A 23,469-nucleotide genomic window follows, 5' to 3' on the forward strand; every position below is an offset into this window, starting at 1 on the left:
TCGGGGTGATCTCCTCGCACGATCGCACACCTGAGAGCGCTACCACCACAACCGGCGACCGCCCCTTACCGACCCGGGACCGGCCGGGGCATGATGTGAGCAGGCGTTTGTCCGACCTCACGGGCCGCCGTGGGAGGCGACGATGACGGCAGCGGCACACCGACCGGCCACTCTCGAGGACGTAGCGCGGGTCGCCGGGGTGTCCCGGTCGACGGCGTCCCGGGTGATCGCCGGCACGGGCTTCGCCTCGCCGGCTGCCCGGGAACTGGTCACAGCGGCCGTCGACCAGCTCGGTTACGTGCCCAACCCGGCAGCCCGGGCGCTGGTCCGCGGCGGCGGTGGCGGCGTACGAATGGTCGTGGCTGTGCTGGGCACCAGCGCGGCGGTGCTGGACGACCCGTACGTGCACCGGGTGGTCGGTTCGGTCGCCCGGGTGTGCACGCCCTCCGGGGTCGGGGTGGCGCTGCACTGGTTGCCGCTCGACGACCCACGAGGCCTCGACCAGCTCGACGATCGCAGCGTGTGCGGGGTGATCCTGGTCAACACCACCGAGGACCTGCTGGAGTCAGTGCCCCGCTCGCTGCGCGGCAGGGTGGTCTCGATCGGCGTCGGCTCGGCGAGCGTGCCGTCGTTCGACGTCGACAACGGCGCCGGCTCCGAGGAGGTGCTGCGCCACCTGTACGCGACGGGTCGCCGCCGGATCGCCATGGTGACGGGCCCCCGGTGGCTGCCCTGCGCGCAGCGCCCCGTTCAGACGTACCGCCGTCTCATGAGCCAGGCCGGCCTGCCGGAGCGGGTGCTTCCCGGCGACTTCACGGCGGCGCGCGGCCGGGTGGCGGCGGGCGTGGCGCTGCGTCAGTGGCCGGACGTCGACGCGATCTACTCGATCAGTGACGACACCGCGCTCGGGGTGATGGCGGGCCTGCGGGACGCCGGTGTGCGGGTGCCCGACGACGTCGCGGTCGCCGGCTTCGACGACATCCCGCTGGCCGGGCTGACCGCCCCGGCGCTGACCACGGCGAGCCACCCGGTGGGGCGGATCGCCGCCGCCGCGGCCACCGCCCTGCTGGACGGACGTCCGTCCGCGCCGGTGACCCTCTTCCCGTCCGCCCTGGTGGCCCGGGCCAGCGCCTGAGTCGACGGCCAGCACCTCGGCGACGGTTAACCCAGGTCGGGGCGGGTAACCGCGTCGGACGTTTTCCTCGACTGCGAGGGGTGGCCTGTGCCCGACTCCGCGCCGCCGTACCGGACCCCGCAGGACCCCCGGCACGGCCGGTTGACCGCCCGCCGCCACGCGCCGGTGGTGCCGGGGCCGACCGGGCTCGTGCCCATGAATGGCCCCGACGGTGACCAGGTGGCGATGGCGTACGCCCCGGAGTCGGCCGCCGACGGATCGGTGTACCGGTTGGTGCTGCTCCTGCACGGTGCGGGCGGCTCGGCGCGGCAGGGGCTGGACCTGCTGCTGCCCGTCGCGGACGAGCACCAGCTGCTGCTGGTCGCCCCGCAGTCGTCGGCGGCCAGCTGGGACCTGATCGCTGGCGGCTTCGGCGCGGACGTGGCGCGGATCGACGGGCTGTTGGCGACCGTCTTCGACCGCTACCCGGTCCAGGAGGTGACGTTCGGTGGGTTCTCCGACGGCGCCTCGTACGCGCTGTCGCTGGGCCTGGCCAACGGCGACCTGGTCGACGCGGTGCTGGCCTTCTCCCCCGGTTTCGCCGCGCCACCGGTCACCCACGGTCACCCCCGGATCTTCATCTCGCACGGCGTCGACGACCGGGTGCTGCCCATCGACGTGTGCAGCCGCCGGCTCGTCCCGCACCTGCGCAGCCGTGGCTACGACGTCACCTACGAGGAGTTCCCCGGCGGTCACGAGATCCCGCCGCCGATCCGCGCTGCCGCCACCACCTGGCTGACCACCTGACCGGGCCGCGGCCAGGAGGCAGGGCGTCGGGCGCGGGCGCGGTCAGATCGCTGGGAGGCCGAGGGCTTCGTCCACCCGGGCGAGGACGGCGGCGTCGTCGTCGGGGTTGACGCCACGTAGCAGGTCGATGGCCGTGGCCCGGACCTGACCGATGATCATCGCCAGTGGGAGGGCCTGCGTCGAGCCGAAGAGCTGCCCGGCGGTGCGCACGGCGGCGAGCGCCGACTCGTCGGCTCGGGTGGCGTGCTGATCGGCGGTCTCGTCCTGCCCCGTCAGGTCGGCGGCGAGGGCAGCGCCGGCCTCGCGGACCGCCTCGGCCAACGACCGCAGTGCCGTGCCCAGTTCGGGTGGCGCCGGGGTGTGCGTCCGGCTGAGTGTCACACCGGCGCGGGCCAGAACCCGGACGTTGCGTACCGCGTAGTCGATCTGCCGGATCGACTCGTCGACCGACTTCAGCCGACCGATGTGCCGACGTCGACGGACGTTGAGCTGCAGCGCCTCGCCGGCGGCGAGCACTCCGTCGCGCAGGCCGTCGACCCGGGCGTCCATCCCCCGGGCCTGCGTCAGCGCGGCGACCGCCGCGGCCTCGTCGCGGTGGTCCAGGGCGTCGGCGATCCCGCCCAGCAGCCCGGCCAACTCGTCGAAGGTTCGCCGAACCTCGGCGACCAGCGGTGCGAGGGGCCGCCGGGCGTCGACCAGCAGACTGGCCGCGAGCGCGACCGCGCCACCGATCAGCGCGTCGACGAAGCGGAACGGCACCAGCGTGCCGTCCGGTGGTGCGACCACCACCAGGTAGAGCGCGGAGACCGCGGCCTGCACCAGCGTCACGCCGGTGGCGCCGAAGGCCACCGCGAGGAGCACGGTGAGCAGGATGACGGTGAAGACCGTCCAGGTGCTGCCGGGGCCGAGCGCCTGCACGACCAGGTCCGCGACGAGCACCCCGGCGGCGACCCCGAGGACGACCTCGACGGCCCGGCGGATGCGCTGGCCCCGGGCCTGACCGAGAACGATCAGCGCTGCGGCCGGCGCGAAGAAGGGCTGCGGGTGCCCGAGCAACCGGGTGGCGAGCAGCCAGGCCACCGTGGCCGCGACGGTTGCCTCCACCACCGGTCGCCAGCCGTGCCGCACACGCCCGCCAGCCGTCCGCAGACCGCTGAACCGCACCATCACCAATCTCCCCTTCACTGCGCCGACCGGATCTGACCGCGACCGGTCGGCACTCCGCCGCCACCCGCCACCGGTCGCCACCAGTTCGCGGCACCGCGCCGCCGGCGCTCGCTCTGGAGCTGATGTCGTGAACGCATCGCGGGCGCCTGATGTCGTAAGCGATTCAGCTCCAGAGCGCCAGCCCACCGCACCACGCCGCCGATCCACAGCACCACAGCCAACCCACGGCGCCTTCAAGACGAACTGGTCACCCTGCCGATCGGGGTCGGTGGACCCTGCAACCGGCTCGTCGTCGCGATGCCGGACGCCGCAACGCGGCTCACCCCGGGCCGGGCCGCCCTGCGCGGCATGGCCCGCTATGCGGACTGGAGCCCTCCGGCGGGTTGAACCGGCCCCGTGACCGCCCGGCCGGTCGTCATCGCGGCGTACTCGGGTGAGGCGAGAAACTGGGTCAGCACCTCGACGGCGCCCGGTGTCCAGGGGCGGCCGTCGAGCACCTCGTCGCCGGAAACGAAGACCATCGCCGCGCCCTCACCGAGCACCACGTCCTCCTGCCGGGCCCGGGTGCGGCCGAGGAAGTAGTGCTTCACCCGACCCAGCTCGGGAAACGGTTGCACGGCGATCGGGCGCAGCGGCCCGTCCGCGCGCAGGCCGGTCTCCTCCCACAGCTCCCGCTCGGCGGCCTGCTCCGGCGTCTCCCCCGGCTCGCCGTGGCCACCGGGCAGACCCCAGACGTCCGGGTGGTGCGGCGCGTTGCTGTCGCGCAGTTGCAGCAGCAGCCGACCGTCGGGGTCCACCAGGAGCACGCACGCGATAACGACCATCCGGTCAGCCTACGGCCGCCGAACAACTGACGTCGCCCCAAAGCTCCAGAATAGTCATTCGGGCTGTCGTCGGGCTCAAACAAATGCGACAGCGCGCCGGTACAATCGGCGACTGCCTTGTGACCGATCGCTGACTGCCGACTGTGAAAGCGATCACACACACTGAGCTCATGAACAGGAGAGTCAACCGCGGTAAGGCACTCCGCGTCGCGGTGTGTCTCATCTTTCTCGCCGCGCTGAGCAGTTGTATGCAGCTCAACATGGGCCTCACCGTCAACGCCAACGACACTGTCGACGGGCAACTGCTGCTGACGGCCGAGAAGTCCGTGCTCAGCGCCCGGAACAAGAACATCACGGCCGCCTTCGCGGAGCTGCGACAGAACATTCCGGCCCTGCCCCCCGGAGAGGAGACCGGGTACGAGGACAGCAAACTCTTCGGCTCCCAGATCAGTTATCGCAAGGCACCGCTGGCGGGGTTCGACACGGAGAGCGTGAAACTGGTCCGGGACGGCGACCTGTATCGCTTCACATTGCCGCTCGACCCGAAGAAATACGGCGGAATGGTTGCGCAGCAGAATCCGCAACAGCAGCAGGCCTTCCTCAAGCTCATGTCGTTCGAGATCTCGGTGACATTTCCCGGCCGGGTGATCGACAGCAATGGCACGGTGAACGGCCGGTCGGTCAGCTGGCGTGTCGACTCCAACCAGGACAAGCCGAGCGAGCTGCGGGCCGTCGCCGAGGCGCCACCCCGAACGTCTGCCTCGCCGGCCGCCGCCGGGGACGACAGCGGGTTCCCGTGGCTGTTGGTCGGCGGCGGCGCGCTCCTACTGCTGCTGCTCGCCGCGGTGGGCGTACTCCTGGTGCGCCGCCGGCAGGCCGCAACGCCGGCAGCGCCCGGCCCGACGCCGCCCGGTCCGACGTCGCCGGGCCCACCCGTCGGCGCCCCGGGGCCCGGCTGATCCACCTGGTGGCCGGCTCAGCCGGCCACGCCCGGCCCCGGCCGCCCCCGAGACGACGGCGACCGGCTCCGGTGTTTCCCACCAGGAGCACCGAACCTCACCACCACCACATCCCGGTCGCATCATCGCAGAAAAGGGGGATCGCCATGAACGATCTCTTCACCTGGGCAGCTCTGGGGACCATCGCCGGCGCGAGCGCCGCCACCCTGCTGGCCACCAACGTCATCGGCGGGCTGCTCGGCCCGAGCGGCGACAAGTTCCGCAAGTGGATCGCCATCGCCATCGCGCTGCTGCTCTCCTACGTGACAGCGGCATTCGCTGACGACGCCGGCGCCGAGAAGTGGGTCATCGCGTTCTTCAACGCCCTGGTCATCTTCTCCGCCGCGCTCGGCGTCAACCAGTTCCCGCCCGGCAACCGGCAGGCGACGCAGCCGTCGCCGACCCAGGTCGCACAGGGTCGTGAGCCCCGAGTCTTCCGTTCCTGGGTTTGAGGGTGACGTCATGGTCTTCGGAATCATCAGCGCGGCGGTCCAGGTCAGTCTTGGCGCCCTGTTCGGTTTCCTCGCCGGTGGCACGATCGGGCTGATGGTGGGCGCCGTCGTGGGCCTGCTGGTCGGCGCGGTCTTCGGCTGGGCGGTGGCGTCCGCCGGGGTGTACGCGCCGGACGCGCGCGGCATCTTCCTCTTCGTCGTCGACCACACCTGGAGCCTGCTCAACACGGTCGTCGGCGCCATCTACCTGGCCGTACACCTGATCTTCGGGCACTCGCTGGACCGGCCCACCTCACAGGGCAGCGGACGGGTCAGCGTGGTGGAGGGGGTCTCGCCCCGCTACGCCACCACCATCGGCACCGTCTGCGCCGGCTCCAGCTCCGGCATCCAGCGGCACGAGGACGTGCACATCTTCCAGGGTCGCCTGCTCGGGCCGCTCTACATCCCCCTCGTCCTGGCGAACTACGTGCTGTTCACCATCGCCCCGGTGTGGCTGCTCTACCACGACCACACCAACGCCCCGATCAACCGCTTCACCCGGTACTTCGAGATCGGCGTCTACCCGCACGTGTGGAACGAGGCCATCGCGTACCGGATCCAGGGGACGCCGCCGCGATGACCACTGACGGGCGCGGACCGATCGAGACGGCCACCGCCGAGCTGGTCGCCTGGGTGACCAGCGCGGCGGGGGAACCGGTCCCGGTCGGCCCGCCCCGCGCATGCGACGACGGGGACGGGCTCACCCTCTGGCCACTGGAGCTGCGCCCGGCCCGGCAGACCCGCTCCAGCGGCGCGGTCCGCGAGCCGTACCGGTTCACGGTCCGTTTCCTGCTCTGCGTGACCGGGCCGGCCGGGTTGCCCCGGCTGGACCGGGTGCTCACCGCCGCGACCAGTGACGGCAGCTATCCGGTCGTCCTGGAGGCCGGTGACCCACCGCTGTGGACGGCGTTCGGTTTGGCACCGCGCCCGGCGCTGCTGATCGACGTACCCGCGCAGGTGGACCACCCGACCCCGGCCGCGCCGCCGGTGCTGCAACCGCTGCGCCTGCGGCAACTGGGGGTGCGTGCCCTCGCCGGCCGGGTGGTCGGTCCCGAGGACCAACCACTGGCGGCGATGCGGGTCGAGCTACCCGGCACCGGGTCCGCCACCCGTACCGACCCCGACGGCCGGTTCCTGATCGTCGGCGTCCCGCACGACCCCGAGCACCCGGCTCCGGTCCGACTCCGGCTGACCGGGCGGGGCCTCGTCCTCACCGCCGACGTCGACCCCACCGAGGCCGACATCGTCATCGTCTGCGCGCCACCGACCCACTGACACCCACCCGCACAGGAGGACCGATGCCCAGCTACTTCTCCCCCGGCATCTATGTCGAGGAGGTCCCGAGCGGTGCCCGACCGATCGGCCCGGCGAGCACCAGCATCGCCGCGTTCGTCGGCATCGCACCGGACCGCTCCGCCCACCTGGGCAAAGCGGTGCCGGTCAACAACTGGACCGAGTTCCTGCGGCTCTTCGCCGGCGGTGAGCGGGTGGAGAGCACCCCGCTGGCCCGGGCGGTCTTCGGCTTCCTGGACAACGGGGGCGCCCGCTGCTGGGTGGTCAACGTGGGCGAGGGCGGCGCGATCACCGGCAGCGGGCAACGCCGTGGCGGTCTGCAACTGCTGGAGGCCGTCGACGAGATCTCCATCATCGCGGCGCCCGGCTTCCACGACGTGGTGTCGCACGAGGCGCTGCTCAGCATGGCCGAGCGCACCCGCACCATGGTCGCGATCTGCGACCCGGCACCGGACATCGACGACATCTCCGCGTTGACAAGGGTCGCCACGCCGTCGTCGGGAAAACCCCCCAAGCCCGCCGAGGGTACGGGCGGCGGCTCGGGCGGTCCCGGTGGCGGCTCGACCCAGCCGGGCGGCTCCGGTGGGCACGAGGGGGCGGCCTACCGGCCCCGGCAGTCCGAGTTCGGGGCCTTCTACTACCCCTGGCTGCGGGTCCGCGACCCGATCAGCGGCGAGTTGGAACTCACCCCGCCGAGCGGGCACCTGGCGGGCATCTGGGCCCGCACCGACGCCCTGCGCGGAGTGCACAAGGCACCGGCCAACGAACCCGTACGCGGCGCCGTCGACCTGGGCTACCTGGTCACCCGACCGGAACACGACGTGCTCAACCCCAAGGGCGTCAACGTGATCCGCTACTTCGCCGGTGAGGGCATCCGGGTCTGGGGTGCCCGTACGCTCGCCGCCGAGGCCAGCGAGTGGCGCTACCTCAACGTGCGGCGACTCAGCATCGCCATCGAACAGGCCATCGCCAACGGCACCCGGTGGATGGTGTTCGAGCCCAACGACTTCACCCTCTGGCGCTCGATCCGGCGTGACATCGGGGCGTTCCTCACCCGGGTGTGGCGCGACGGCGCGCTGCTCGGCCGCAGCCCCGAGGAGGCGTTCTTCGTCAAGTGCGACGAGGAGACCAACCCGCCGGACGTCCGCGACGCCGGCATGGTGATCGCCCACATCGGCATCGCCGTCGTCAAGCCCGCCGAGTTCGTGGTGTTCAAGCTGAGCCAGTGGGCCGGCGGCACCGAGACCGAGACGATCGGAGGCTGACATGCCCACCACCGCCACCCCGCAGCCCGGCGCCCCGGTCGACCCGTACCGGGCATACAACTTCCGGTTGCTCATCAACGGCGTCACCAACGGCCACTTCACCGAGATGACCGGGCTGGAGGTGAACATTCCCGGGCAGCCGTACCGGGAGCACGGCCTCGGTCGGATGCGGATGGTGCCCGGCCAGGCCGAGTACGAGCCGGTGACGCTGCACTTCGGCCTCACCGCCTCCCGCGAGCTGTGGGACTGGGTGAACGCCACCGCGCAGGGCACCCTCAACCGGCGCAACGTCTCGGTGGTGCTGCTCGACTCGGTCGGCACCGCCGAGGTGCTGCGCTGGAACCTGATCGACGCCTGGCCCACCCGGTGGCGTGGCGCGCACCTCAACACCCTCAGCCACGAGATCGCCATCGCCTCGTTGACCTTGCGCTACGAGGGACTGGAGCTGGAGACCGGCGGTGCCACCGCGCCGACACCCGCGTAGCTGGCTGGCTGGCCGGCTGCGCTCGGCCGCCGGGGCGGTGCAGCGCCTCGCCGGCCGGGTCGAGCCCACCGGCCACCTCCCGCAACGGCCGCCCCCGGACGCACCGACGGCCGCGCCACGCCGCTTCGGGGAACCCCCACGGCACTGGCTGGACCTGGTCGCCGCTCACGCCCCCGGTCTGCTCCGCGATCTGGACCTCGACGCGTCCCCGACCGACGGCGGGCAGATCCGGGGCCACGATGATCAGCAGGACGGCCCGGCGACGACCGCCGTGGCCCCGGAGGACGGGCCGGTCCGGTGGGCGGACGAGCCGACCCGGTGGGACACGACGGATCGACCCGGCACGCCCGCCGGGGAGGACACCGGGCGCTCCAACGGCACTGACGGATTCCGCGCCGACGGCACCCGTGGCGGGTTCGGCGACACCGCCGGCACCAGCCGGACCGCCGCGGTCACCCGGCCCGGTGGCCGGGGTTTTCGTGGGCTGTGGTCATCCGGAAGGCCGGGCACCTTCGGCGCACCGGGCGGCGCCGCCACGGCGGACGGCGTCGAACCCGTCGACGGCACTGGACGCGCAGGCATCCACGCAACGGTCGGCGACCTCGGACCGGCGGGCCGACACGACACGGCAGGCCAGCACGGCACCGATGGCACCGCGACCGGCAGCGACGGCAGGGCAATCGGCGTCGGTGGCTCGGCGACCGGCGTCGACGGCACGGCGACCGGGATCGGTGGCACGGCATCCGGCGTCGGCGGACCGCGCACGGTGGACGGAGCCGGCAGGTCGGGCGGATCCCGGTCAGCGGGCGGGACCCGGCCGTCAGACGGCGCGACTGACGGCCTGGCGAGCGGCAGCGCGATCCGCGGCGGCGGTGCGGTCGGCGGCGGTGCTTCCGACGCCGCGGTGCCTCCCGGAGGACCCGGCTGGGGCACGGCCTTCGCGCCCTCGGATCGGCGCGCGCCGGACCGGATGCGGGACGGTTGGCGCCTCGGCTCGCCGTTTCGACGAGGCCCGTCGACCGGGTCGGCCAGACCGTTCGGACCAGCGCCACGGGGTGACACCCCGGCCGTAGGCGGAGACGGGCTGCCCCGAGCGAGCGACCGTCCCCTCGCTCCTGAGGAGTTCCTGGACGGTCTCGATCCCTCCGGCCCCAACTCCACCGACGGCGGCACGGGGTGGGGCGGGCTCGCGGCGGTCGAGGCCGCCGACAACGGTCCGTGGCCGCCGCTACCCGGCGAACGGAGGTGGTCCGAACAGCACGCCGGCCCGCGCCCGGGACAGCACCGCGACCAGCGCGCCGGGCACCCGGGCGGGTGGCGTGACGGCGACTTCGGGGCCGGAGGCGGCGGGTCGACGCGCGATCCGGGTGGCGGAGGGTGGCCGGCGAGCAGGGCGTTCCGGTCGACCGAGCGGACCACCGACCCGTGGCCTGCGCTGCCCGACGACGGAACGTTGTGGACGGTGCCGGGTGACGCCCTGGACGCCGCCCAGCTCGGTCGACTGGACCGGGAACAGGCGGGCGACTGATGGAACGCGTCGCCTTCCTCATCGACTCCTCCGGGGAACGGGTGGACTGCCTGCTCAACCCGGAGACCGTGCAGGTGACCCGGCTCGCCGGCGTACGCCATCGGGGTGTCGCCGGCGGGCAGCTCACCGGGTCCGGGCTGGCTGACGACCCGCTGGTCTTCACCGGCGGGGGCCGCACCGAGCTCGTGCTCGACCTGCTCTTCGACGTCGACTTCGTCCAGGCGCAGGTCCGTCCCGCCGACGTGCGGGTGCTGACCCGTCCCCTGTGGATGCTGGCGGAGAACTCCGCAGCGGAGCACGGGTGGCTGCGACCACCGCTGGTCCGCCTGGTCTGGGGCAAGACGTGGAACGTGCCCGGTGTGATCATCGCGGTGGCGGAGCGGTTCGACGCGTTCACCGGCACCGGATCACCCCGACGCTCCTGGCTGCGGCTGAAGCTGGTCCGGGCCGCCGAGACGGCCGATCAGGCGGAGGCTGTCTTCGCCGAGGAGCTGGCCGCCGCGAGCACCCCGACCGCCGCACCGGGCGGCGCGGTGATCGCCGCCGGCGACGGTGCCGCCGAGCCGGGCCGTTCCGGCGTGCGCTTCGACCTGCTGGCCAACGACGCGCTCGGCTCGCCGCTGCGCTGGCGTCTGCTGGCCGAACACAACCGGATCACCGACCCGCTGTCGGTGCCGGCCGGCACCACGCTCGCCGTGCCACCACCCGGCGCGCCGAGCGGCGGATCGGTGGTGGGTGCGGTGACCGGCGCCGCGCGGGCGCTGGCCGGCGCGGTGGGCGCCGGCGCGTCGTTCGTCGGCGCCTCGATCGCCACCGCGCCCGCCGCCTGGGGCCCGACGGGCCCCACCGCCACCAGCACCAACCCGGGGGGTACGCCGTGACGAGCGTCGCGCCCCGGGCGTTGATCGTCGTGCTCGACGGCGTCGAGCTGGCCGGCGCGGCCCGTCAGCGGATCCGCTCGCTGCGGGTGGCCGCACGGCTCGACCAGCCCACCCAGGCCGAGTTGGTGCTCGCCACCAGCGCCGGGACCGGCGCGTTCGACCCGGCGGTCCGCCCCGGGACGACCCTCGACGTACGGCTGACCGATCACGTCGACGCCCTGTTCGGCGGGGAGGTGACCGCCGTGGAGGTCGAGTACGCCGCCGACGGCGCGGCGGTGCTGCGGCTGCGGGCGTACGACCCGCTGCACCGGTTGCGCAAGCGGCAGGGGTTGCGGGTCTTCACCTCGGTGACCGCCGCCGAGCTGGCCCGGGAGCTGTGCGGCGACGTGGGGCTGGAGGTGACGGCCGAGGTCGACGGCCCACGGCTGGAGCGGCTGATGCAGCACCGGCACAGCGATCTGGACCTGCTGCGCGAGGTGGCCGGTCGGGCCGGGCTGCACCTGGCCGCCGATGGTGACGGGGTCCGGCTGGTCACCCTCGCCGGTTACGGGGAGCCGGTCGCGTTGACCCTCGGCGCGGGCGTGCACACAGTGCGCCTGTCCACCAACGCCGACCAGGCCAGCGGTGCCAGCGTGGCCCTGGGCTGGCACCCGCAGCGGGCCGAGGTGATCAGCCAGCAGGCCGACGACGCGCGCTGCGGTCGACCCGCCGGCGACCGCCCGGACCCGGCCGACGTCGGCGCCGACGGGGTGCGCACCGCCGTCGACCAGCCCGGCCGCAGCGACGACGAGTTGGCGGCGCTGGCCCAGGCGCGACTGGACACCCGGGCGGCGGCGCTGGTCACTGCCGAGGGGGTGGCCGAGGGCGATCCAACGCTGCGGCCGGGCCGGCGGATCGCCCTGACCGGTGTGCCCGACCCGGTCGCCGGGGCGTACGTGCTGACCGAGGTGGTGCACACGGTGGACGGCAACGGGCACCTGACCCGGTTCTCCACAGTGCCGCCGGTCGCCCCACCGAACCCGGCCGGCGGGACTGTGGTCACCCTGGGCACCGTCACCGACGTCGGTGACCCGGACGGGCTGGGCCGGGTCCGCCTGACCCTGCCGGCGTACGGGGACCTGGACGCCGGCTGGCTCGCCGTGCTCTGCCCCGGCGCGGGCCGGGGAAAGGGCCTGGTGGCGCTTCCCGACCCGGACGACACCGTGCTGGTGGTGCTGCCCGGAGGCGAGCCGGCCTCGGGCATCGTGCTGGGTTCGCTGTTCGGCGCCGTCGAGCCGTACGACGCGGGCATCGACGACGGTCGGGCGCGGCGCTGGACGCTACGCACCGCCGGCGGGCAGTCGATCGTCGTCGACGACGTGCAGCGCAGCCTGCGGCTGGCCACCGAGGGCGGCAGCTATCTGGAACTGACCCCCGACCTGGCCACCCTGCACGCCGCGTCCGACCTGGTGATCTCCGCACCCGGCCGGGCCATGGTGGTGCGCGCCCGCAGCGTGGACTTCCTGCACGCCGAGTCGACCGAGGACCCGACGACCGCGGCGAGGCAGGCCCGTTCCCTCGCCCGCGCCCACCACGAAGGAGGCAGCTGATGCGCTGGATCCACAGTGACTCCGTGATCACCTGCGACCACGACGGCCGGGTCGACAACCGGCCCTCGCAGCAGTGGGTGACAGTGACCGCCGTACCCGTGCTCGTGGACGACGACCCGGAGGGCCGCGACATCGTGGCCTGCCCCAACTACGGCCCGACGATCAAGCCGTGCGGCAAGACGCTGAACGTCCGCGTCGGCTACAGCGACTGGCTGCGGGTCGACGGGCACCGAGTGGTGCTGTCACACCTGGAGGGGTTCACCGACGGCACGCCGCCGGGGCTGGTCCACCACACGGTGCGGGACCCGCGCCAGCGGTTCCTGGGGGCGGACCGATGAGGGCCTTCCGCTTCGTCGGCGCCGGCTTCGACGCCGGCCGGAGCGGCGGGTTGGCGCTCACCGCGGCCGGCGGCCTGGCGATGACCGAGGGCGACGAGAGCGTACGGCAGGCGTTGTTCCTGCTCCTGTCGACGACACCCGGCGAGCGGCTGATGCGACCCGGGTACGGCTCCCGGCTGCACCGATTGGTCTTCGCGCCCAACGACGACACCACGGCCGGCCTGGCCATCCACTACGTCCGGCAGGCCATCGCCCGCTGGGAGCCGCGGGTCGAGGTGATCGACGTGGACGCCGGGCCGGACCCGGACGACGCGTGGCGGCTGGTGATCCGACTGGACTACCGGGTGCGGGCCAGCCTGACCCCCGGGCAGCTGGTGTTCTCCATGGATCTGCTCCCGGTCGACGAACCCGCGCAGGGAGGACCCTCATGACGCTGCCCGTGCCGCACCTGGACGATCGCGGCTTTCTCGACCTGGTCACCGAGGCCCGGGAACGGATCCGGCAGTCCTGCCCGGAGTGGACCGACCTGTCGGCGCACGACCCCGGCATGGCGCTGGTGGAGGCGTTCGCGCACCTCACCGAAGTGATGATCTACCGGTTGAACCAGTTGCCGGAGAAGGCGTACGTCTCGTTTCTGAACCTGCTCGGGGTCTCCCGGCACGCGCCCACCGCGGCCTGGGCGGACGTCCGGTTCACCCGCAACGGCACCGACCGCGGCGCGGTGCGGGTCCCGGCCGGTCTGCGGGTCGCGGCGGCCCGGGGCGCCGACCCCCGGCCGGTCGTGTTCGTCACCACCGAACCGGCGCTGCTGCCCGCCGACGAGGAGTCGGTGACGGTCCGGATGCACCACTGCGAACCGGTCGAGGCGGAGCTGCTCGGCGTGGGCACCGGCCAGCCGGGTCAGGTGCTGCGGGCCGCCCACGCTCCGCTGACGCACACCGCCGAGGCGCTGGACCTGCTGCTCGGTGTGGAGGTGCCGTCCGGCACTGTGGAGCTGGGCGCGGCGGCCCGCGAACACGACGGCCGCACGTTCGAGATCTGGCGACCGGTGGACAGCTTCGCCGGGCTCGGGCCGCAGTCCAAGGCGTACCTGGTGGACCGCTGCTCGGGGACCGTCACCTTCGCCCCGGCCCTCGACCTGCGACCCCCCGCCGCGCCCGGCCAGCTCCCGGCGAGCGGGGCGACGGCGGTGACAGTGGCGGCCGTGCCGCCCGCCGGGCGACAGATCCGACTCTGGTACCGCGCCGGCGGCGGGCCCACCGGCAACGTGGCGGCGGGCACCCTGACCAGCCTGCGCGATCCGCTACCCGGCGTACGCGTCGACAACCCCACGCCGGCAGCCGGCGGCCGGGAGATGGAGGCGCTGGAATCGGTGCTGCTGCGCGGCCCGTACGAGTTCTTCGCGCAGCAGCGGGCCGTCACCGCCCGCGATTTCGAGGTGCTCGCCACCAGCTCCGGCGCGGTGGCGAGGGCCCGGGCGTTCACCCGCGCGGCGGTGTACAGCTTCGCCCGGCCCGGCGAGGTCGAGGTGGTGCTGGTCCCGTACGTGCCTGCGACGGCCCGCCCCGGTGGTCGGCTGCCGGTGGCGGTGCTGCGCGAGCACGAGGTGCCCGAGGCGCGGCGTCGGGTCGAGGCGGACCTGGAGGAACGCCGGATGGTCGGGATCCGGTCCCGGGCGACCTGGGCGCGCTTCAAGGCCGTGTCGGTACGGGCCCGGGTGGTGGTCCGGCGCGAGGAGGACGTGGACGCGGTCCGCAGCCGGATCCACGACCGGCTGCACCAGACGTTGAGCCCGCTGCCGACCGCGCTCAACCCGACCGGCTGGCCGTTCGGGGAGCCGCTGCGGGCGTCCAACGTCTACCGGCTGCTGGAGCACGCCGAGCCGGGCGTGCGCTACGTCGAGTCGGTGCGGTTCGTGGTCGACGAGGCGCCCGACGCGGAGGTCCGCGCCCTCGCCGTCGACCAGTACCAGCCCCGCACCTGGTACGCCGGTCGCGGCCCGGTGCTGTTCCGTTCCAGCAACGGCGGCGCGGGGTGGGAGCCGGCCGGCCGCTTCGACGGCGAGACGGTGCTGCGGGTGGCGCCCGCGCCCGCGCCGGTGCGGCCGGGCATCGTCGCGCGCCCCGGCTCGGTGGCCGTGGTGACGCTGCGCGCGTCCGGTGGCTCCCGGGTGCACCTGAGCACCGACCTGGGCGAGACCTGGTCGCTGCTCACCGACCTGGACTCGCGGATCTCCGACGTGGCCTGGCTGGACCGCGACGGCGCCGGCGCGCTGCTGGTGGCCACCGACACCGGCCTGTACGAGGTGTCGTTGCTGCCCGGCGCGGTGCCGTTGCAGATCCTGGTCGACCCGTCGGACGCCGACCGGGGGTTCTACGCGGTGCGCGCGTTCGTCTCGGAGCGCGGCGCGCCGGGTGTGGCGGTGGCGGCGCAGGCCAGTTTCGGGGTCTACCTGTCGACAGCGGGTGGCCGACCCGGCAGCTTCACCCATGTCGGTTTGTCCAACGTGGACAACCGGGTCCTCGCCGTGCAGTACGACGGCCCGGCGACCCTGCTGTGGAGCGGCGCCGGCGAGCCGGACCCGAAGAAGCCCGGCCAGGGATGCCACCGCACCCGGCTGTTCGAGTCCGACGTGAAGTGGCAGAGCATGCAGGCCGGCTGGATCGGCGGCACCTGCCGGGACCTGGCGTTCGCCGGGCCACTGGCGGTGGCGGCCACGCAGAGCGGCGGAGTGCTGCGGTTGGACACCCTGGCCGCGCAGCCGCAGTGGCAGTCGGTGTCGGTCAACTGCGGGCTGCCGCTGCGCGACCGGACCCGCTTCGTACCCGTCGACGCCATCGCCGTGAGCGGCCCGACGGCCGGCGGCGCGGCCGGCGGGCCCGGTGCGGCGGAGCGGCTGATCCTGGCCGGCGGCGAACGCGGCGTCTACCGCAGCGCCGGGGCCGTCGACTGGACGCCCAGCGCCAACCAGGCCACCGCCGACGTGGTGACCGTCCCGGATACCTGGCTGCTCTGCTCCGGCGAGCACGACATCGAGGTGGTGCGCCAGGATGCGACGCTCGGCGATTGAACGGCTGCTGCCCGCCGCCTACCAGCGGGCCTGTGTGCCCGGCAGCGTGCTGTGGACGCTGCTGGACGTGATGGAGGCGCTGCACGCCCCGGACGAGGCGATCCTCGCCGAGGTGGACGCCCTGTTCGACCCGTACCGGGCGCCGGACGGGCTGGTCGTGCGCCTGACGCGGTGGGTGGCGATGGACCACGTGGTGGCCTCGCCCCGGCCGGACACCCCCCTGCCGCTGCCGGTGGGTCGGCTGCGTGACCTGGTGGCCAACGCCGCTCTGCTGGCCCGGTGGCGCGGCACCCCGTACGGAATGCGCAGAGCCCTCGAACTGGCCACCGGGTTGCCGGGCTTCGCGATCGACGAACCCGACGAACAGCCCTTCCACGTCGTGGTGCGGGTGCCGGCGGCCGCCGCCGGCCAGCTCACCGTGATCACCCGCATCGTCGAGGCGGAGAAGCCCGCCTCGACCACCGTCGAGATCGTTCTCGAAGAGGAGTCGTCATGACCACCGAGTGGGCGGTCGTCGCCGCCGCCGAGCAGTTCACCCTCGACCCGCGCAACAGCGGCGAGCTGACATTCACCGTCTCCAACCCGGGCACCGCACCGGACACAGTGGTGTTCGACGTGGCCCCCGGCGACGGCTCCCAGCGGGCGTGGTTCACCGTCGCCGAGCCGCAGCGGGTGGTCCCCGGGCAGGGTTCGGTGTCGTTCCTGGTCAAGCTCGCCGTGCCCGCCGGCACCCCACCCCGGCGCTACGACATGACCGGCTTCGCGTATTCGGCGAACACCGCGCCGGAGGAGAGCTCCCGCTCCAGCGGTCGGGTCACCTACGAGGTGCGGGCGGTCGCGCCGCCACGGCGTACCCCGTGGTTGTGGATCGCCGCGGCGGTGGCGTTGGTGCTGGTGGTGGTGACAGTGGGGGTCGTCCTGCTGACCCGTGACGGCGAGCCGGCCCCCGGCGAGCCGCGGGTGGTCACCGTCGAGGCGGAGAGCCTGGTGGACGCCGCGGTGCTCAAGTCGCCGCAGAACAGCAAGGCGGCAGTGGGTGCGCAGCCCAACTGCTGCGGGGTGACCTGGTCCGGCGACAAGCAGCTGTTCTTCACGGGGCTGGCGATCGGCGATCAGGTCACCGTGACGGTGCAGATCCCGGCCGATGGCACCTGGCGGTTCGCCACGGTACGGACAACGGCCCCCGATTACGCCAACACCGTCTTCACCATCGACGGCAGCCAGGTCGGCGACACGTTCCTCGGCTTCACGCCGAAGGTGCAGAAGACGGAGTTCCTGGACGTCGGAACGATCCGGCTGGCGAGGGGGCCGCACCAGGTCACGCTGCTGGTGATTGGCAAGACACAGGGCACGAACTTCTACTTCGCCGGGGTCGACACCATCCGGTTCACCGAGGTCGTGGCGCAGGCCGTGACGCGATGAGCGGCCGGCAGAAGGCGCTGCTGGGGCTGTTCGCCGTCCTGCTGGTGGCGTTGTTCGTGGTCGCGGTCGGCGCGGGCGGTGGCGACCGGGGTGACCCGGGCGCCCGGCACGGGTTGGTCGACCGGTTGGGTGCGCTGGGCGCCGAGCGTGCCTCGGTGGACCCGGCCACGGTCAGCGCCGACTGCCTTGCCGAGGTCGGCCGGCTGGTCTTCTCCGGCGGTTGCGTGCTGCGGGTCGCCGACCCCGGCGGGTTACGCACCCTGGTGCTGCGTAGCGCGGCGCGGTTCACGGTCGTCGCGCCCGCTCCGGGCGACGCCGACCTGACCATCCGCGACGAGGTGGAGCCGGCACCGGACGGCACCGGCGCGGTGGCGAAGGTCGCCGTGGACCAGGCCACCGAGGTCGGTGTGCGCTGTCCCGGCCTGGGTTCCTGCACGGTCTTCGTGGCCGCATCCTGACCGGCTCGTTCCGATTCAAGAGGAGGCCGCCGTGGGTGACCTGCGCAAGCCGTTCCTGCTGCTGGCCATGCTCGCCATCGTCCTGGCGATCGGCGTGGAGCTGGGCGCCGGGCTGCTGCTCGGCGGCGCCGACGCCGGCGCGGCCCTCGCGGACAGCGCCGGAGCGTTGGACGTCGAACTCGACGACGTGTCCGGGGTCAGCGAGCCGTCCGGTCGGGGCACCGGCTATCTCGCGTTGATCGACGCGGTGGCGGTCTGGAGCACCGGGCTGTTCTGCCTGGCCCTGCTGCTGCCTGAACGCGTCCAGGGCCGGGTGCAGGGCGTCGCCGGCCTGATCTTCTCGATCATCCTGATCATCGTCGGGCTGGTCGCGCTGGTCATCGCGTTCGTCGAGCTGACGATCATGGTGTCGCTGTTCCTGGCCGCCCCGTTCGGCACACTGGCGTACCTGGCCCTGTGGGGGTTCTTCCCGGTCGGCGAGGCGGCGGTGCTGCTCGGGCTGGTGCTGCTGCTCAAGCTCGTCTGGGCCGGGCTGCTGGTGGCAGCCCAGCCGCGATTCCTGCAGAACAAGGGTCTCGTCCTGCTGATCCTCACCACACTGCTGTGCACTGTCGTGCTGGAGTTCCTGCACAACCTGGTGCCGGTGATCCTGGTCAGCATCGTCGACGACGTGGCGGCACTGGTCTTCGCGATCATCGCGATCATCTGGGGGCTGGTGCTGCTGATCGGCTCGATCCCGGCGATCGTCAAGGCCATCCGGGTCACCGCCGCCCTGCCAGCCCGCGCTAGTGCCACCACCCGCCCCTCGCCCCGTTGATCATGAAGTTGTTGCCCTGACACGCCGGGCGGAGTGGCAACAACTTCATGGTCAACGCGCGGTGTTGGCGAGGGCCGCGGCCTGGGCGCGGTTGAGGGTGCCGTCGGCGACCACCACCGCGTGCCGGCCGCGACGGTCGGTGCCGGCCGCGACGGTGACCGGCTCGTCGAACGCGAACGCCACCCCCACACCCGGGTACATGGCGGTCCGCGTGAACCACCGGTCGCCGTCGCCGAGACCGGTGAAGACCAGGGTGTACGCCCCACCGTCCGGCCCGGTGCCGCACAGCGCGACCCAGGGCTGGGCGGAGCCGTTGACCGCCTCCTCCCCCGTCGCCGTGGCGCTGAACACCGACGCCGGGGCGGCCGAGACGGCCCGCCAGAAGAACCCGCCGTATCCGGCGCCGCCGGGGCGGCCGTTGGTGGCCGGGCTACCCAGTCGCACGTCCTGCCGCGCCGGGGCACTCAGCGTGTAGTCCACCTCCAGCCGCCAAGCCGACGCACCGTCGCTCGGGTCAGCGGTGCTCGGTCCGTCGCCGCTCGGGTCACCGCCGCTCGGCCCCTCGCTGGTCAGCGGGACGGCACCGGTCAGCGCTACCGCGGTGAGCTGGCGGTGTTCGGTGAGCAGCACCGCGCCGTGCGGGTCGCGCCACTCCAGCCGGTGGGCCAGACGGTCGGCGGCCCGCTCCGACCAGCGGACGTGCGCGATCCGCCCGTGGTCGTCGCGCCAGGTGTAGCCGACGTCGCGCACGTAGGTGCGCCCACCCCAGAGGTTGGTGCCGTTGACGTCCTGCACGGCCAGGGAGGCCCCGAGGTGCCACACGTGGTCGGCGGGCAGCGCGTCGGTGACCACCGTGCCGCCCAGGGTGCTTACCGGGTGCAGGTACGGCCGGGGTCCGTGCCGCGCGTCCAACGCCGGGTCGAGCACGTACCGGGCCACCTCCGTCCCACCGACCAGCAGCCCGATCTGCTCGTCGGTCGTGGTGGCGTCGGCGGGCCCGGCGGCCCGGGCCGGAGGATCGGCGGTCATGGCAGCTCCGGGTGGGCGGGAACCGGTGCGGCGCCCGTCGCGAACCGCTGACGGCCGGCGACGGCGTGCAGGGCGGCCACTGTGTAACCGGCGAGGATCGGCACCGCGACCGGGGTGACCAGCACCGCGAGCAACCCGGCCAACGCGGTGACGCCGGTGAGCGCGGCCCAGCGGGTGGGCGCGTCGAGGCAGGCGCGGGCGGCGGACCGGGTCGCCGCCCGCCACCGCCCGCCCCCGTTGCCGCCCACCTCGACCACGACCAACCCGGCGTACCCGGCCAGGCCGGCCGCGACCAGTGCCGTCACCAGCAGCGCCGCCGGGCCGCCCGGCACCCGGCCGTTGGCCAGTGCCGCCAGGTCGGCGGCGATGAGCCCGGCCACGGTGAGCGCGAGCAGACTGACCGGCGCGCCGGGCAGCACCGAGCGCCCGAACCGGCGCACTGTCGTCCGCGCCGACGGCCAGCTGCCGGTACGCGTCCAGTCGTGCACCGCCGCGCTGGCCGTGCCGACCGCCGCCGCGGCGGTGACCAGTGGAACCGCCGCCAGCACCAGCAGGATGCCGAGCAGCGCCAGGTCGGCGGCGTCGCGGGCGACGTCGCGCCAGTCCCGCCGCTCGCCGGCCTCCTCGGGTTCAGCCCTTGATGCCACTGGTGTTGATCCCCTCGACGAGCATTCGCTGGAACGCGACGAAGAACAGGAACACCGGCAGCAGCGACAGCACCGACATGGCGAACATCGGCCCCACCGCGCTCTGGCTGGTCGAGTCGATGAACAGCGTCAACGCGACCGGCACCGTGTAGTCCTCCAGTTGGGACAGGAAGACCAGCTGCCGGAAGAAGTCGTTCCAGGTCCAGATGAACGAGAAGATCGCCGTGGTGACCAGCGCCGGGCGGCTCAGCGGCAGGATGATGTGCCGGAAGATGCCGTACGGGCCGGCGCCGTCGATGCGGGCCGCCTCGTCCAGCTCGCGCGGAACGCCGCGCATGAACTGCACCATCAGGAAGACGAAGAACGCCTCGGTGGCCAGGAACTGCGGGATGAGCAGTGGCAGGTAGGGCCAGTCGCCGCCGACCAGCCCCAACGTCCGGAACAGGATGTACTGCGGCACGATCAGGACGTGCTGCGGCAGCAGCAGCGTGCCGATCATGACGGCGAACCACATGCCGCGCAGCCGGAACCGCAGCCGCGCGAAAGCGTACGCGGCCAGCAGGCAGGAGAGCCCGTTGCCGACGACGGTGAGCAGGCTGACCATGGCGCTGTTGAGGAAGAGCCGGCCGAAGCTGACGTCGAAGTTGGACCACCCGGCGGTGTAGTTGCCCGGGGTGAACCGCTCGGGCAGCAGCCCGAGGTTGTTGACGATCTCCTCCTGGGACTTCACCGAGGTCCCGATCATCCAGAACAGCGGGTAGAGCACCACGGCGACGATCGCCACCAGGATGAGCAGCCGCAGCACCGGCCGGCCACCGGGCTTTCGGCGCGCGTTCGGCGGCGCTGTGGTCGGCGCCGCGCTCGTCGGGGTCACCGTCACCATCACCGGTCCTCGCCGTCGGAGTAGTGCACCCAGAACCGTCCGGTGCTGAAAAAGATCGCGGTGATCACCGCGATGGCGAGCAGGAACACCCAGGCCATCGCGGAGGCGTAGCCCATGTCGAGCTCGGTGAAGCCGGTGATGTAGAGGTTCAGCGTGTACATCAGGGTGGAGTCGACCGGGCCGCCGGTGCCGTTGCTGAGCACGAACGCCGCGGTGAAGCCCTGGAAGCCGTTGATGGTCTCCAGCACCAGGTTGAAGAAGATCACCGGAGAGAGCATCGGCAGGGTGACGTTGCGGAACTGGCGGAACCGGCCGGCGCCGTCGACGGAGGCGGCCTCGTACAGCTCGGTGGGCACCTGCTTGAGCCCGGCCAGGAAGATCACCATCGGTGCGCCGAACTGCCAGATAGCCAGCACCATCAACGTCTCAAGGGCCCAGTCCGGGTCGTTGACCCACGGCTTGCCCTGGATGCCGAAGAGGCTCAGCAGTGAGTTGAACGCGCCGTCACGGTTGAACATGTTGACCCAGACGATGGCCAACGCGACGCTGCCGCCAAGCAGCGACGGCAGGTAGAACAGCCCGCGGAACAGGCCCACGCCGCGCCATGCGCGGTTGAGCAGCAGCGCCACACCGAGCGCCGCGGCCAGCTTCAGCGGCACGGCGATCAGCGCGAAGGTCAGTGTCACCCGCACGGCGTGCCAGTACGACGGGTCGGCGGTGAACATCCGTTCGTAGTTGGCCAGCCCCACCCACTGGACCTCGGAGAAGGGGGTGAGGATGTCGTAGTTGGTGAAGCTCAGGTACAGCGACAGCAGCATGGGGACCGCCGTGACACCCATCAAGCCGATGAGCCACGGCGACAGGAAGACGTACCCCGCCAGACCTTCGCTGTGCCGGAAGCGCCCGGGCCCACGCCTTGCGGTGTGGGCCCGAACGGATCCGGGGCCGCGTCGGGTCGGGTCGGGCGCCGTGGTCAACGCCACGAACAGCTCCTCTCCTAGCCTGGTGAGGCGGTCAGGCGATGGCGGACTTGCACGCCTCGATGAACTGGGCGGCGGCCTCGGCGGGGGTGGCCCGGCCGTACTGTGCGTTCTCGGCGGCCTTGATCAGCTCGGACTTGACCTTGCTGTGCCCCTTGATCGGCACCTGCGGCGACTTGCCGAACTTCTGGGTCAGCTCCGCCTCCACGGCGATCGACTGCTTCATCGCCGGGTCAGTGGTGTCGTCGCTGACCACCCGGCGCAGGTCCAGGTTGGACGGCAGGCCGCGGTCGGTGCCGAGCAGCTTGACCGCCTCCTGGTCGTTGTTCAGGAAATTGATCACATCGACCGCGACGTCCTTGTTCTTGCTGCCCTTGAACACCGACCAGTACATCGAGGCCCGGGCCCACTGCGCGCTCGGGTCACCGGGGTAGGCGACCACGCCCAGCTCGTCCTTGGTGTTCTTCTTCAGGTCCGGCATCTGGTTGGCCCACACCCAGGAGGTGGCCGACTTACCGGTGACCACCAGCTGCTTGGTGATGTCGCTGGAGTTGCCCTCGTGGATGACGTCGGCGCTCGGGGTGGCCTTGCGGTCCCGGGCGCCCTTCCACAGGTCGAACCACCTGGTCACGTCCTCGGCGGTGAAGCCCAGCTCGGAGCCCTTGTAGAGGTCCTTGCCCTGCTGCCGAAGCCAGACCCAGAACGCCTTGTAGTCGGCGCTCGGGTCCTGCGTGCCGGGCACCTTGGTCTTGGCGGTGACCTGCTCGGCCCAGGCGATGTGCTCCTCCCACGACATTCCGGTGGTGGGCTCGGGCAGGTTGTTCCTGGTCAGCAGCGTCTTGTTGTAGACCAGGCCCTGGGTGTTCTCCCCGGCGGCCAGACCGGCGAGCTTGCCGTCGACCACGCCGTACTGCCAGAGGCTCTCGGGGAACTTGGAGGTGTCCAGCTTTCCGGACTTCTGGTAGGAGGTCAGGTCGAGCGTGGTGTTGCGGGACGCGTACTCGGCCAGGTAGTTGTCGTCGATCTGGAACAGGTCCGGCGGGTTGCCGCCGGCGGTGAGTGTGGCCAGCTTGTCGAAGTAGCCCTGGTTGGCCTGCCAGGTCTTCTCGAACGTCACGTTCGGGTGCTTCCTGGTGTAGAGCGCGAGGGCGTCCTCGGTCAGCTTGGCCCGGGCGTCGCCGCCCCACCAGAAGATGGAGAGCTTGACCGGGGCGTTCGGGTCGGCCGCGCCGCCGTCGTCGTCTCCGCAGGCGGCGGCTCCGAACATCAGCGGCGCGGCGACCGTCACGGCGAGCAGGCCGCGCAGCAGGCGCCGCCGAGGCAGCGCGGTACGGTGATTGCGCCCGGCAGGCGCGTTAGTGGTGGGGGGCGTTGCGGGGTGCAT

At 72.6% G+C, this 23,469-nt stretch carries 25 protein-coding genes; 18 read left to right on the forward strand and 7 right to left on the reverse strand.

Translation table 11 applies throughout. The features are described 5' to 3' along the window. Window positions 1-142: 142 nt before the first annotated feature. Complete coding sequence (locus tag KBX46_RS00630; RefSeq protein ID WP_088948400.1) at window positions 143-1,135, forward strand: LacI family DNA-binding transcriptional regulator; 993 nt, start codon at window positions 143-145, stop codon at window positions 1,133-1,135. Window positions 1,136-1,222: 87 nt separating this feature from the next. Further along, window positions 1,223-1,921, forward strand: a complete 699-nt coding sequence (locus KBX46_RS00635; protein ID WP_210789645.1) for an alpha/beta hydrolase — start codon at window positions 1,223-1,225, stop codon at window positions 1,919-1,921. Between the two features lie 42 nt (window positions 1,922-1,963). On the opposite strand, the gene KBX46_RS00640 is transcribed toward KBX46_RS00635, so the two are convergent. Then, window positions 1,964-3,088 (reverse strand): aromatic acid exporter family protein, encoded by a 1,125-nt coding sequence (locus KBX46_RS00640; protein ID WP_210789648.1) that lies wholly within the window; start codon window positions 3,086-3,088, stop codon window positions 1,964-1,966. Between the two features lie 356 nt (window positions 3,089-3,444). Beyond that, the gene (locus tag KBX46_RS00645; RefSeq protein ID WP_210789651.1) at window positions 3,445-3,912 is read right to left on the reverse strand and encodes an NUDIX domain-containing protein; all 468 of its coding nucleotides are present in this window, start codon (window positions 3,910-3,912) and stop codon (window positions 3,445-3,447) included. Between the two features lie 170 nt (window positions 3,913-4,082). On the opposite strand from KBX46_RS00645, the gene KBX46_RS00650 reads away from it, so the two are divergent. From KBX46_RS00650 to KBX46_RS00725, 16 genes are all read left to right on the forward strand, one after another. Next, window positions 4,083-4,871, forward strand: a complete 789-nt coding sequence (locus KBX46_RS00650; RefSeq protein WP_210789654.1) for a DUF3153 domain-containing protein — start codon at window positions 4,083-4,085, stop codon at window positions 4,869-4,871. Between the two features lie 146 nt (window positions 4,872-5,017). Beyond that, window positions 5,018-5,362, forward strand: a complete 345-nt coding sequence (locus KBX46_RS00655) for a hypothetical protein (RefSeq protein WP_210789656.1) — start codon at window positions 5,018-5,020, stop codon at window positions 5,360-5,362. A gap of 10 nt (window positions 5,363-5,372) precedes the next feature. Next, a complete protein-coding gene (locus KBX46_RS00660) occupies window positions 5,373-5,981 on the forward strand; it encodes a glycine zipper family protein (RefSeq protein ID WP_141909605.1) in 609 nt (202 codons plus the stop codon). Next, window positions 5,978-6,676, forward strand: a complete 699-nt coding sequence (locus tag KBX46_RS00665; RefSeq protein ID WP_210789659.1) for a carboxypeptidase regulatory-like domain-containing protein — start codon at window positions 5,978-5,980, stop codon at window positions 6,674-6,676. The genes KBX46_RS00660 and KBX46_RS00665 overlap by 4 nt, the downstream gene beginning before the upstream one ends. A gap of 23 nt (window positions 6,677-6,699) precedes the next feature. Next, entirely contained in the window at window positions 6,700-7,959 is a 1,260-nt protein-coding gene (locus tag KBX46_RS00670; RefSeq protein ID WP_088948410.1) for a phage tail sheath subtilisin-like domain-containing protein, read from the forward strand. A gap of 1 nt (window position 7,960) precedes the next feature. After that, window positions 7,961-8,443 carry a phage tail protein gene (locus KBX46_RS00675; protein WP_030327509.1) on the forward strand — a complete coding sequence of 161 codons (483 nt, stop codon included), beginning with the start codon at window positions 7,961-7,963 and terminating at the stop codon, window positions 8,441-8,443. Further along, a complete protein-coding gene (locus KBX46_RS00680) occupies window positions 8,418-9,971 on the forward strand; it encodes a hypothetical protein (protein ID WP_210789662.1) in 1,554 nt (517 codons plus the stop codon). The genes KBX46_RS00675 and KBX46_RS00680 overlap by 26 nt, the downstream gene beginning before the upstream one ends. Beyond that, window positions 9,971-10,852 carry a hypothetical protein gene (locus KBX46_RS00685; RefSeq protein WP_210789664.1) on the forward strand — a complete coding sequence of 294 codons (882 nt, stop codon included), beginning with the start codon at window positions 9,971-9,973 and terminating at the stop codon, window positions 10,850-10,852. Before KBX46_RS00680 ends, KBX46_RS00685 begins: the two co-directional genes overlap by 1 nt. Then, window positions 10,849-12,441 (forward strand): contractile injection system protein, VgrG/Pvc8 family, encoded by a 1,593-nt coding sequence (locus KBX46_RS00690; RefSeq protein ID WP_210789667.1) that lies wholly within the window; start codon window positions 10,849-10,851, stop codon window positions 12,439-12,441. The genes KBX46_RS00685 and KBX46_RS00690 overlap by 4 nt, the downstream gene beginning before the upstream one ends. Continuing rightward, the gene (locus KBX46_RS00695) at window positions 12,441-12,779 is read left to right on the forward strand and encodes a hypothetical protein (RefSeq protein WP_210789669.1); all 339 of its coding nucleotides are present in this window, start codon (window positions 12,441-12,443) and stop codon (window positions 12,777-12,779) included. Before KBX46_RS00690 ends, KBX46_RS00695 begins: the two co-directional genes overlap by 1 nt. After that, window positions 12,776-13,210, forward strand: coding sequence for a GPW/gp25 family protein (locus KBX46_RS00700; protein ID WP_210789671.1), 435 nt, complete (start codon window positions 12,776-12,778; stop codon window positions 13,208-13,210). The genes KBX46_RS00695 and KBX46_RS00700 overlap by 4 nt, the downstream gene beginning before the upstream one ends. Continuing rightward, entirely contained in the window at window positions 13,207-15,849 is a 2,643-nt protein-coding gene (locus KBX46_RS00705; protein WP_210789673.1) for a putative baseplate assembly protein, read from the forward strand. Before KBX46_RS00700 ends, KBX46_RS00705 begins: the two co-directional genes overlap by 4 nt. Then, entirely contained in the window at window positions 15,830-16,345 is a 516-nt protein-coding gene (locus KBX46_RS00710; protein ID WP_088948417.1) for a phage tail protein, read from the forward strand. Before KBX46_RS00705 ends, KBX46_RS00710 begins: the two co-directional genes overlap by 20 nt. Then, window positions 16,342-17,271, forward strand: a complete 930-nt coding sequence (locus KBX46_RS00715; RefSeq protein WP_088948418.1) for a hypothetical protein — start codon at window positions 16,342-16,344, stop codon at window positions 17,269-17,271. The genes KBX46_RS00710 and KBX46_RS00715 overlap by 4 nt, the downstream gene beginning before the upstream one ends. After that, window positions 17,268-17,729, forward strand: a complete 462-nt coding sequence (locus KBX46_RS00720) for a hypothetical protein (RefSeq protein WP_088948419.1) — start codon at window positions 17,268-17,270, stop codon at window positions 17,727-17,729. The genes KBX46_RS00715 and KBX46_RS00720 overlap by 4 nt, the downstream gene beginning before the upstream one ends. Before the next feature lie 31 nt (window positions 17,730-17,760). Next, window positions 17,761-18,546: a hypothetical protein gene (locus tag KBX46_RS00725; RefSeq protein ID WP_210789675.1), complete on the forward strand. Its 786-nt coding sequence runs from the start codon at window positions 17,761-17,763 to the stop codon at window positions 18,544-18,546. Window positions 18,547-18,597: 51 nt separating this feature from the next. Here KBX46_RS00725 and KBX46_RS00730 read toward each other — a convergent pair whose 3' ends face one another. Genes KBX46_RS00730 through KBX46_RS00750 form a run of 5 tightly spaced genes read right to left on the reverse strand, consistent with a single transcriptional unit; the run spans window position 18,598 to window position 23,469 of the window. Further along, entirely contained in the window at window positions 18,598-19,575 is a 978-nt protein-coding gene (locus tag KBX46_RS00730) for a PmoA family protein (protein ID WP_210789677.1), read from the reverse strand. Next, window positions 19,572-20,222, reverse strand: a complete 651-nt coding sequence (locus tag KBX46_RS00735) for a hypothetical protein (protein WP_210789680.1) — start codon at window positions 20,220-20,222, stop codon at window positions 19,572-19,574. Before KBX46_RS00735 ends, KBX46_RS00730 begins: the two co-directional genes overlap by 4 nt. Then, window positions 20,206-21,105, reverse strand: coding sequence for a carbohydrate ABC transporter permease (locus KBX46_RS00740; protein WP_247666777.1), 900 nt, complete (start codon window positions 21,103-21,105; stop codon window positions 20,206-20,208). The genes KBX46_RS00735 and KBX46_RS00740 overlap by 17 nt, the downstream gene beginning before the upstream one ends. Further along, window positions 21,105-22,088 carry a carbohydrate ABC transporter permease gene (locus tag KBX46_RS00745; RefSeq protein ID WP_141909619.1) on the reverse strand — a complete coding sequence of 328 codons (984 nt, stop codon included), beginning with the start codon at window positions 22,086-22,088 and terminating at the stop codon, window positions 21,105-21,107. Before KBX46_RS00745 ends, KBX46_RS00740 begins: the two co-directional genes overlap by 1 nt. A gap of 31 nt (window positions 22,089-22,119) precedes the next feature. After that, window positions 22,120-23,469 carry an ABC transporter substrate-binding protein gene (locus KBX46_RS00750; protein ID WP_210789683.1) on the reverse strand — a complete coding sequence of 450 codons (1,350 nt, stop codon included), beginning with the start codon at window positions 23,467-23,469 and terminating at the stop codon, window positions 22,120-22,122.

The sequence above is a fragment of the Micromonospora sp. C81 genome (genome assembly GCF_018070425.1).
GTDB classification, from domain to species: Bacteria; Actinomycetota; Actinomycetes; order Mycobacteriales; family Micromonosporaceae; genus Micromonospora; species Micromonospora zamorensis.

Excerpts from the sequence above, each read along its gene's own strand:
- KBX46_RS00685 (WP_210789664.1), top strand. The coding sequence starts at position 9,971 with ATGGAACGCGTCGCCTTCCTCATCGACTCCTCCGGGGAACGGGTGGAC.
- KBX46_RS00665 (WP_210789659.1), top strand. The coding sequence starts at position 5,978 with ATGACCACTGACGGGCGCGGACCGATCGAGACGGCCACCGCCGAGCTG.
- KBX46_RS00740 (WP_247666777.1), bottom strand. The coding sequence starts at position 21,105 with ATGGTGACGGTGACCCCGACGAGCGCGGCGCCGACCACAGCGCCGCCG.
- KBX46_RS00710 (WP_088948417.1), top strand. The coding sequence starts at position 15,830 with ATGCGACGCTCGGCGATTGAACGGCTGCTGCCCGCCGCCTACCAGCGG.
- KBX46_RS00700 (WP_210789671.1), top strand. The coding sequence starts at position 12,776 with ATGAGGGCCTTCCGCTTCGTCGGCGCCGGCTTCGACGCCGGCCGGAGC.
- KBX46_RS00645 (WP_210789651.1), bottom strand. The coding sequence starts at position 3,912 with ATGGTCGTTATCGCGTGCGTGCTCCTGGTGGACCCCGACGGTCGGCTG.
- KBX46_RS00675 (WP_030327509.1), top strand. The coding sequence starts at position 7,961 with ATGCCCACCACCGCCACCCCGCAGCCCGGCGCCCCGGTCGACCCGTAC.
- KBX46_RS00730 (WP_210789677.1), bottom strand. The coding sequence starts at position 19,575 with ATGACCGCCGATCCTCCGGCCCGGGCCGCCGGGCCCGCCGACGCCACC.
- KBX46_RS00640 (WP_210789648.1), bottom strand. The coding sequence starts at position 3,088 with ATGGTGCGGTTCAGCGGTCTGCGGACGGCTGGCGGGCGTGTGCGGCAC.
- KBX46_RS00670 (WP_088948410.1), top strand. The coding sequence starts at position 6,700 with ATGCCCAGCTACTTCTCCCCCGGCATCTATGTCGAGGAGGTCCCGAGC.
- KBX46_RS00695 (WP_210789669.1), top strand. The coding sequence starts at position 12,441 with ATGCGCTGGATCCACAGTGACTCCGTGATCACCTGCGACCACGACGGC.
- KBX46_RS00750 (WP_210789683.1), bottom strand. The coding sequence starts at position 23,469 with ATGCACCCCGCAACGCCCCCCACCACTAACGCGCCTGCCGGGCGCAAT.
- KBX46_RS00720 (WP_088948419.1), top strand. The coding sequence starts at position 17,268 with ATGAGCGGCCGGCAGAAGGCGCTGCTGGGGCTGTTCGCCGTCCTGCTG.
- KBX46_RS00655 (WP_210789656.1), top strand. The coding sequence starts at position 5,018 with ATGAACGATCTCTTCACCTGGGCAGCTCTGGGGACCATCGCCGGCGCG.
- KBX46_RS00660 (WP_141909605.1), top strand. The coding sequence starts at position 5,373 with ATGGTCTTCGGAATCATCAGCGCGGCGGTCCAGGTCAGTCTTGGCGCC.
- KBX46_RS00630 (WP_088948400.1), top strand. The coding sequence starts at position 143 with ATGACGGCAGCGGCACACCGACCGGCCACTCTCGAGGACGTAGCGCGG.
- KBX46_RS00650 (WP_210789654.1), top strand. The coding sequence starts at position 4,083 with ATGAACAGGAGAGTCAACCGCGGTAAGGCACTCCGCGTCGCGGTGTGT.
- KBX46_RS00715 (WP_088948418.1), top strand. The coding sequence starts at position 16,342 with ATGACCACCGAGTGGGCGGTCGTCGCCGCCGCCGAGCAGTTCACCCTC.
- KBX46_RS00705 (WP_210789673.1), top strand. The coding sequence starts at position 13,207 with ATGACGCTGCCCGTGCCGCACCTGGACGATCGCGGCTTTCTCGACCTG.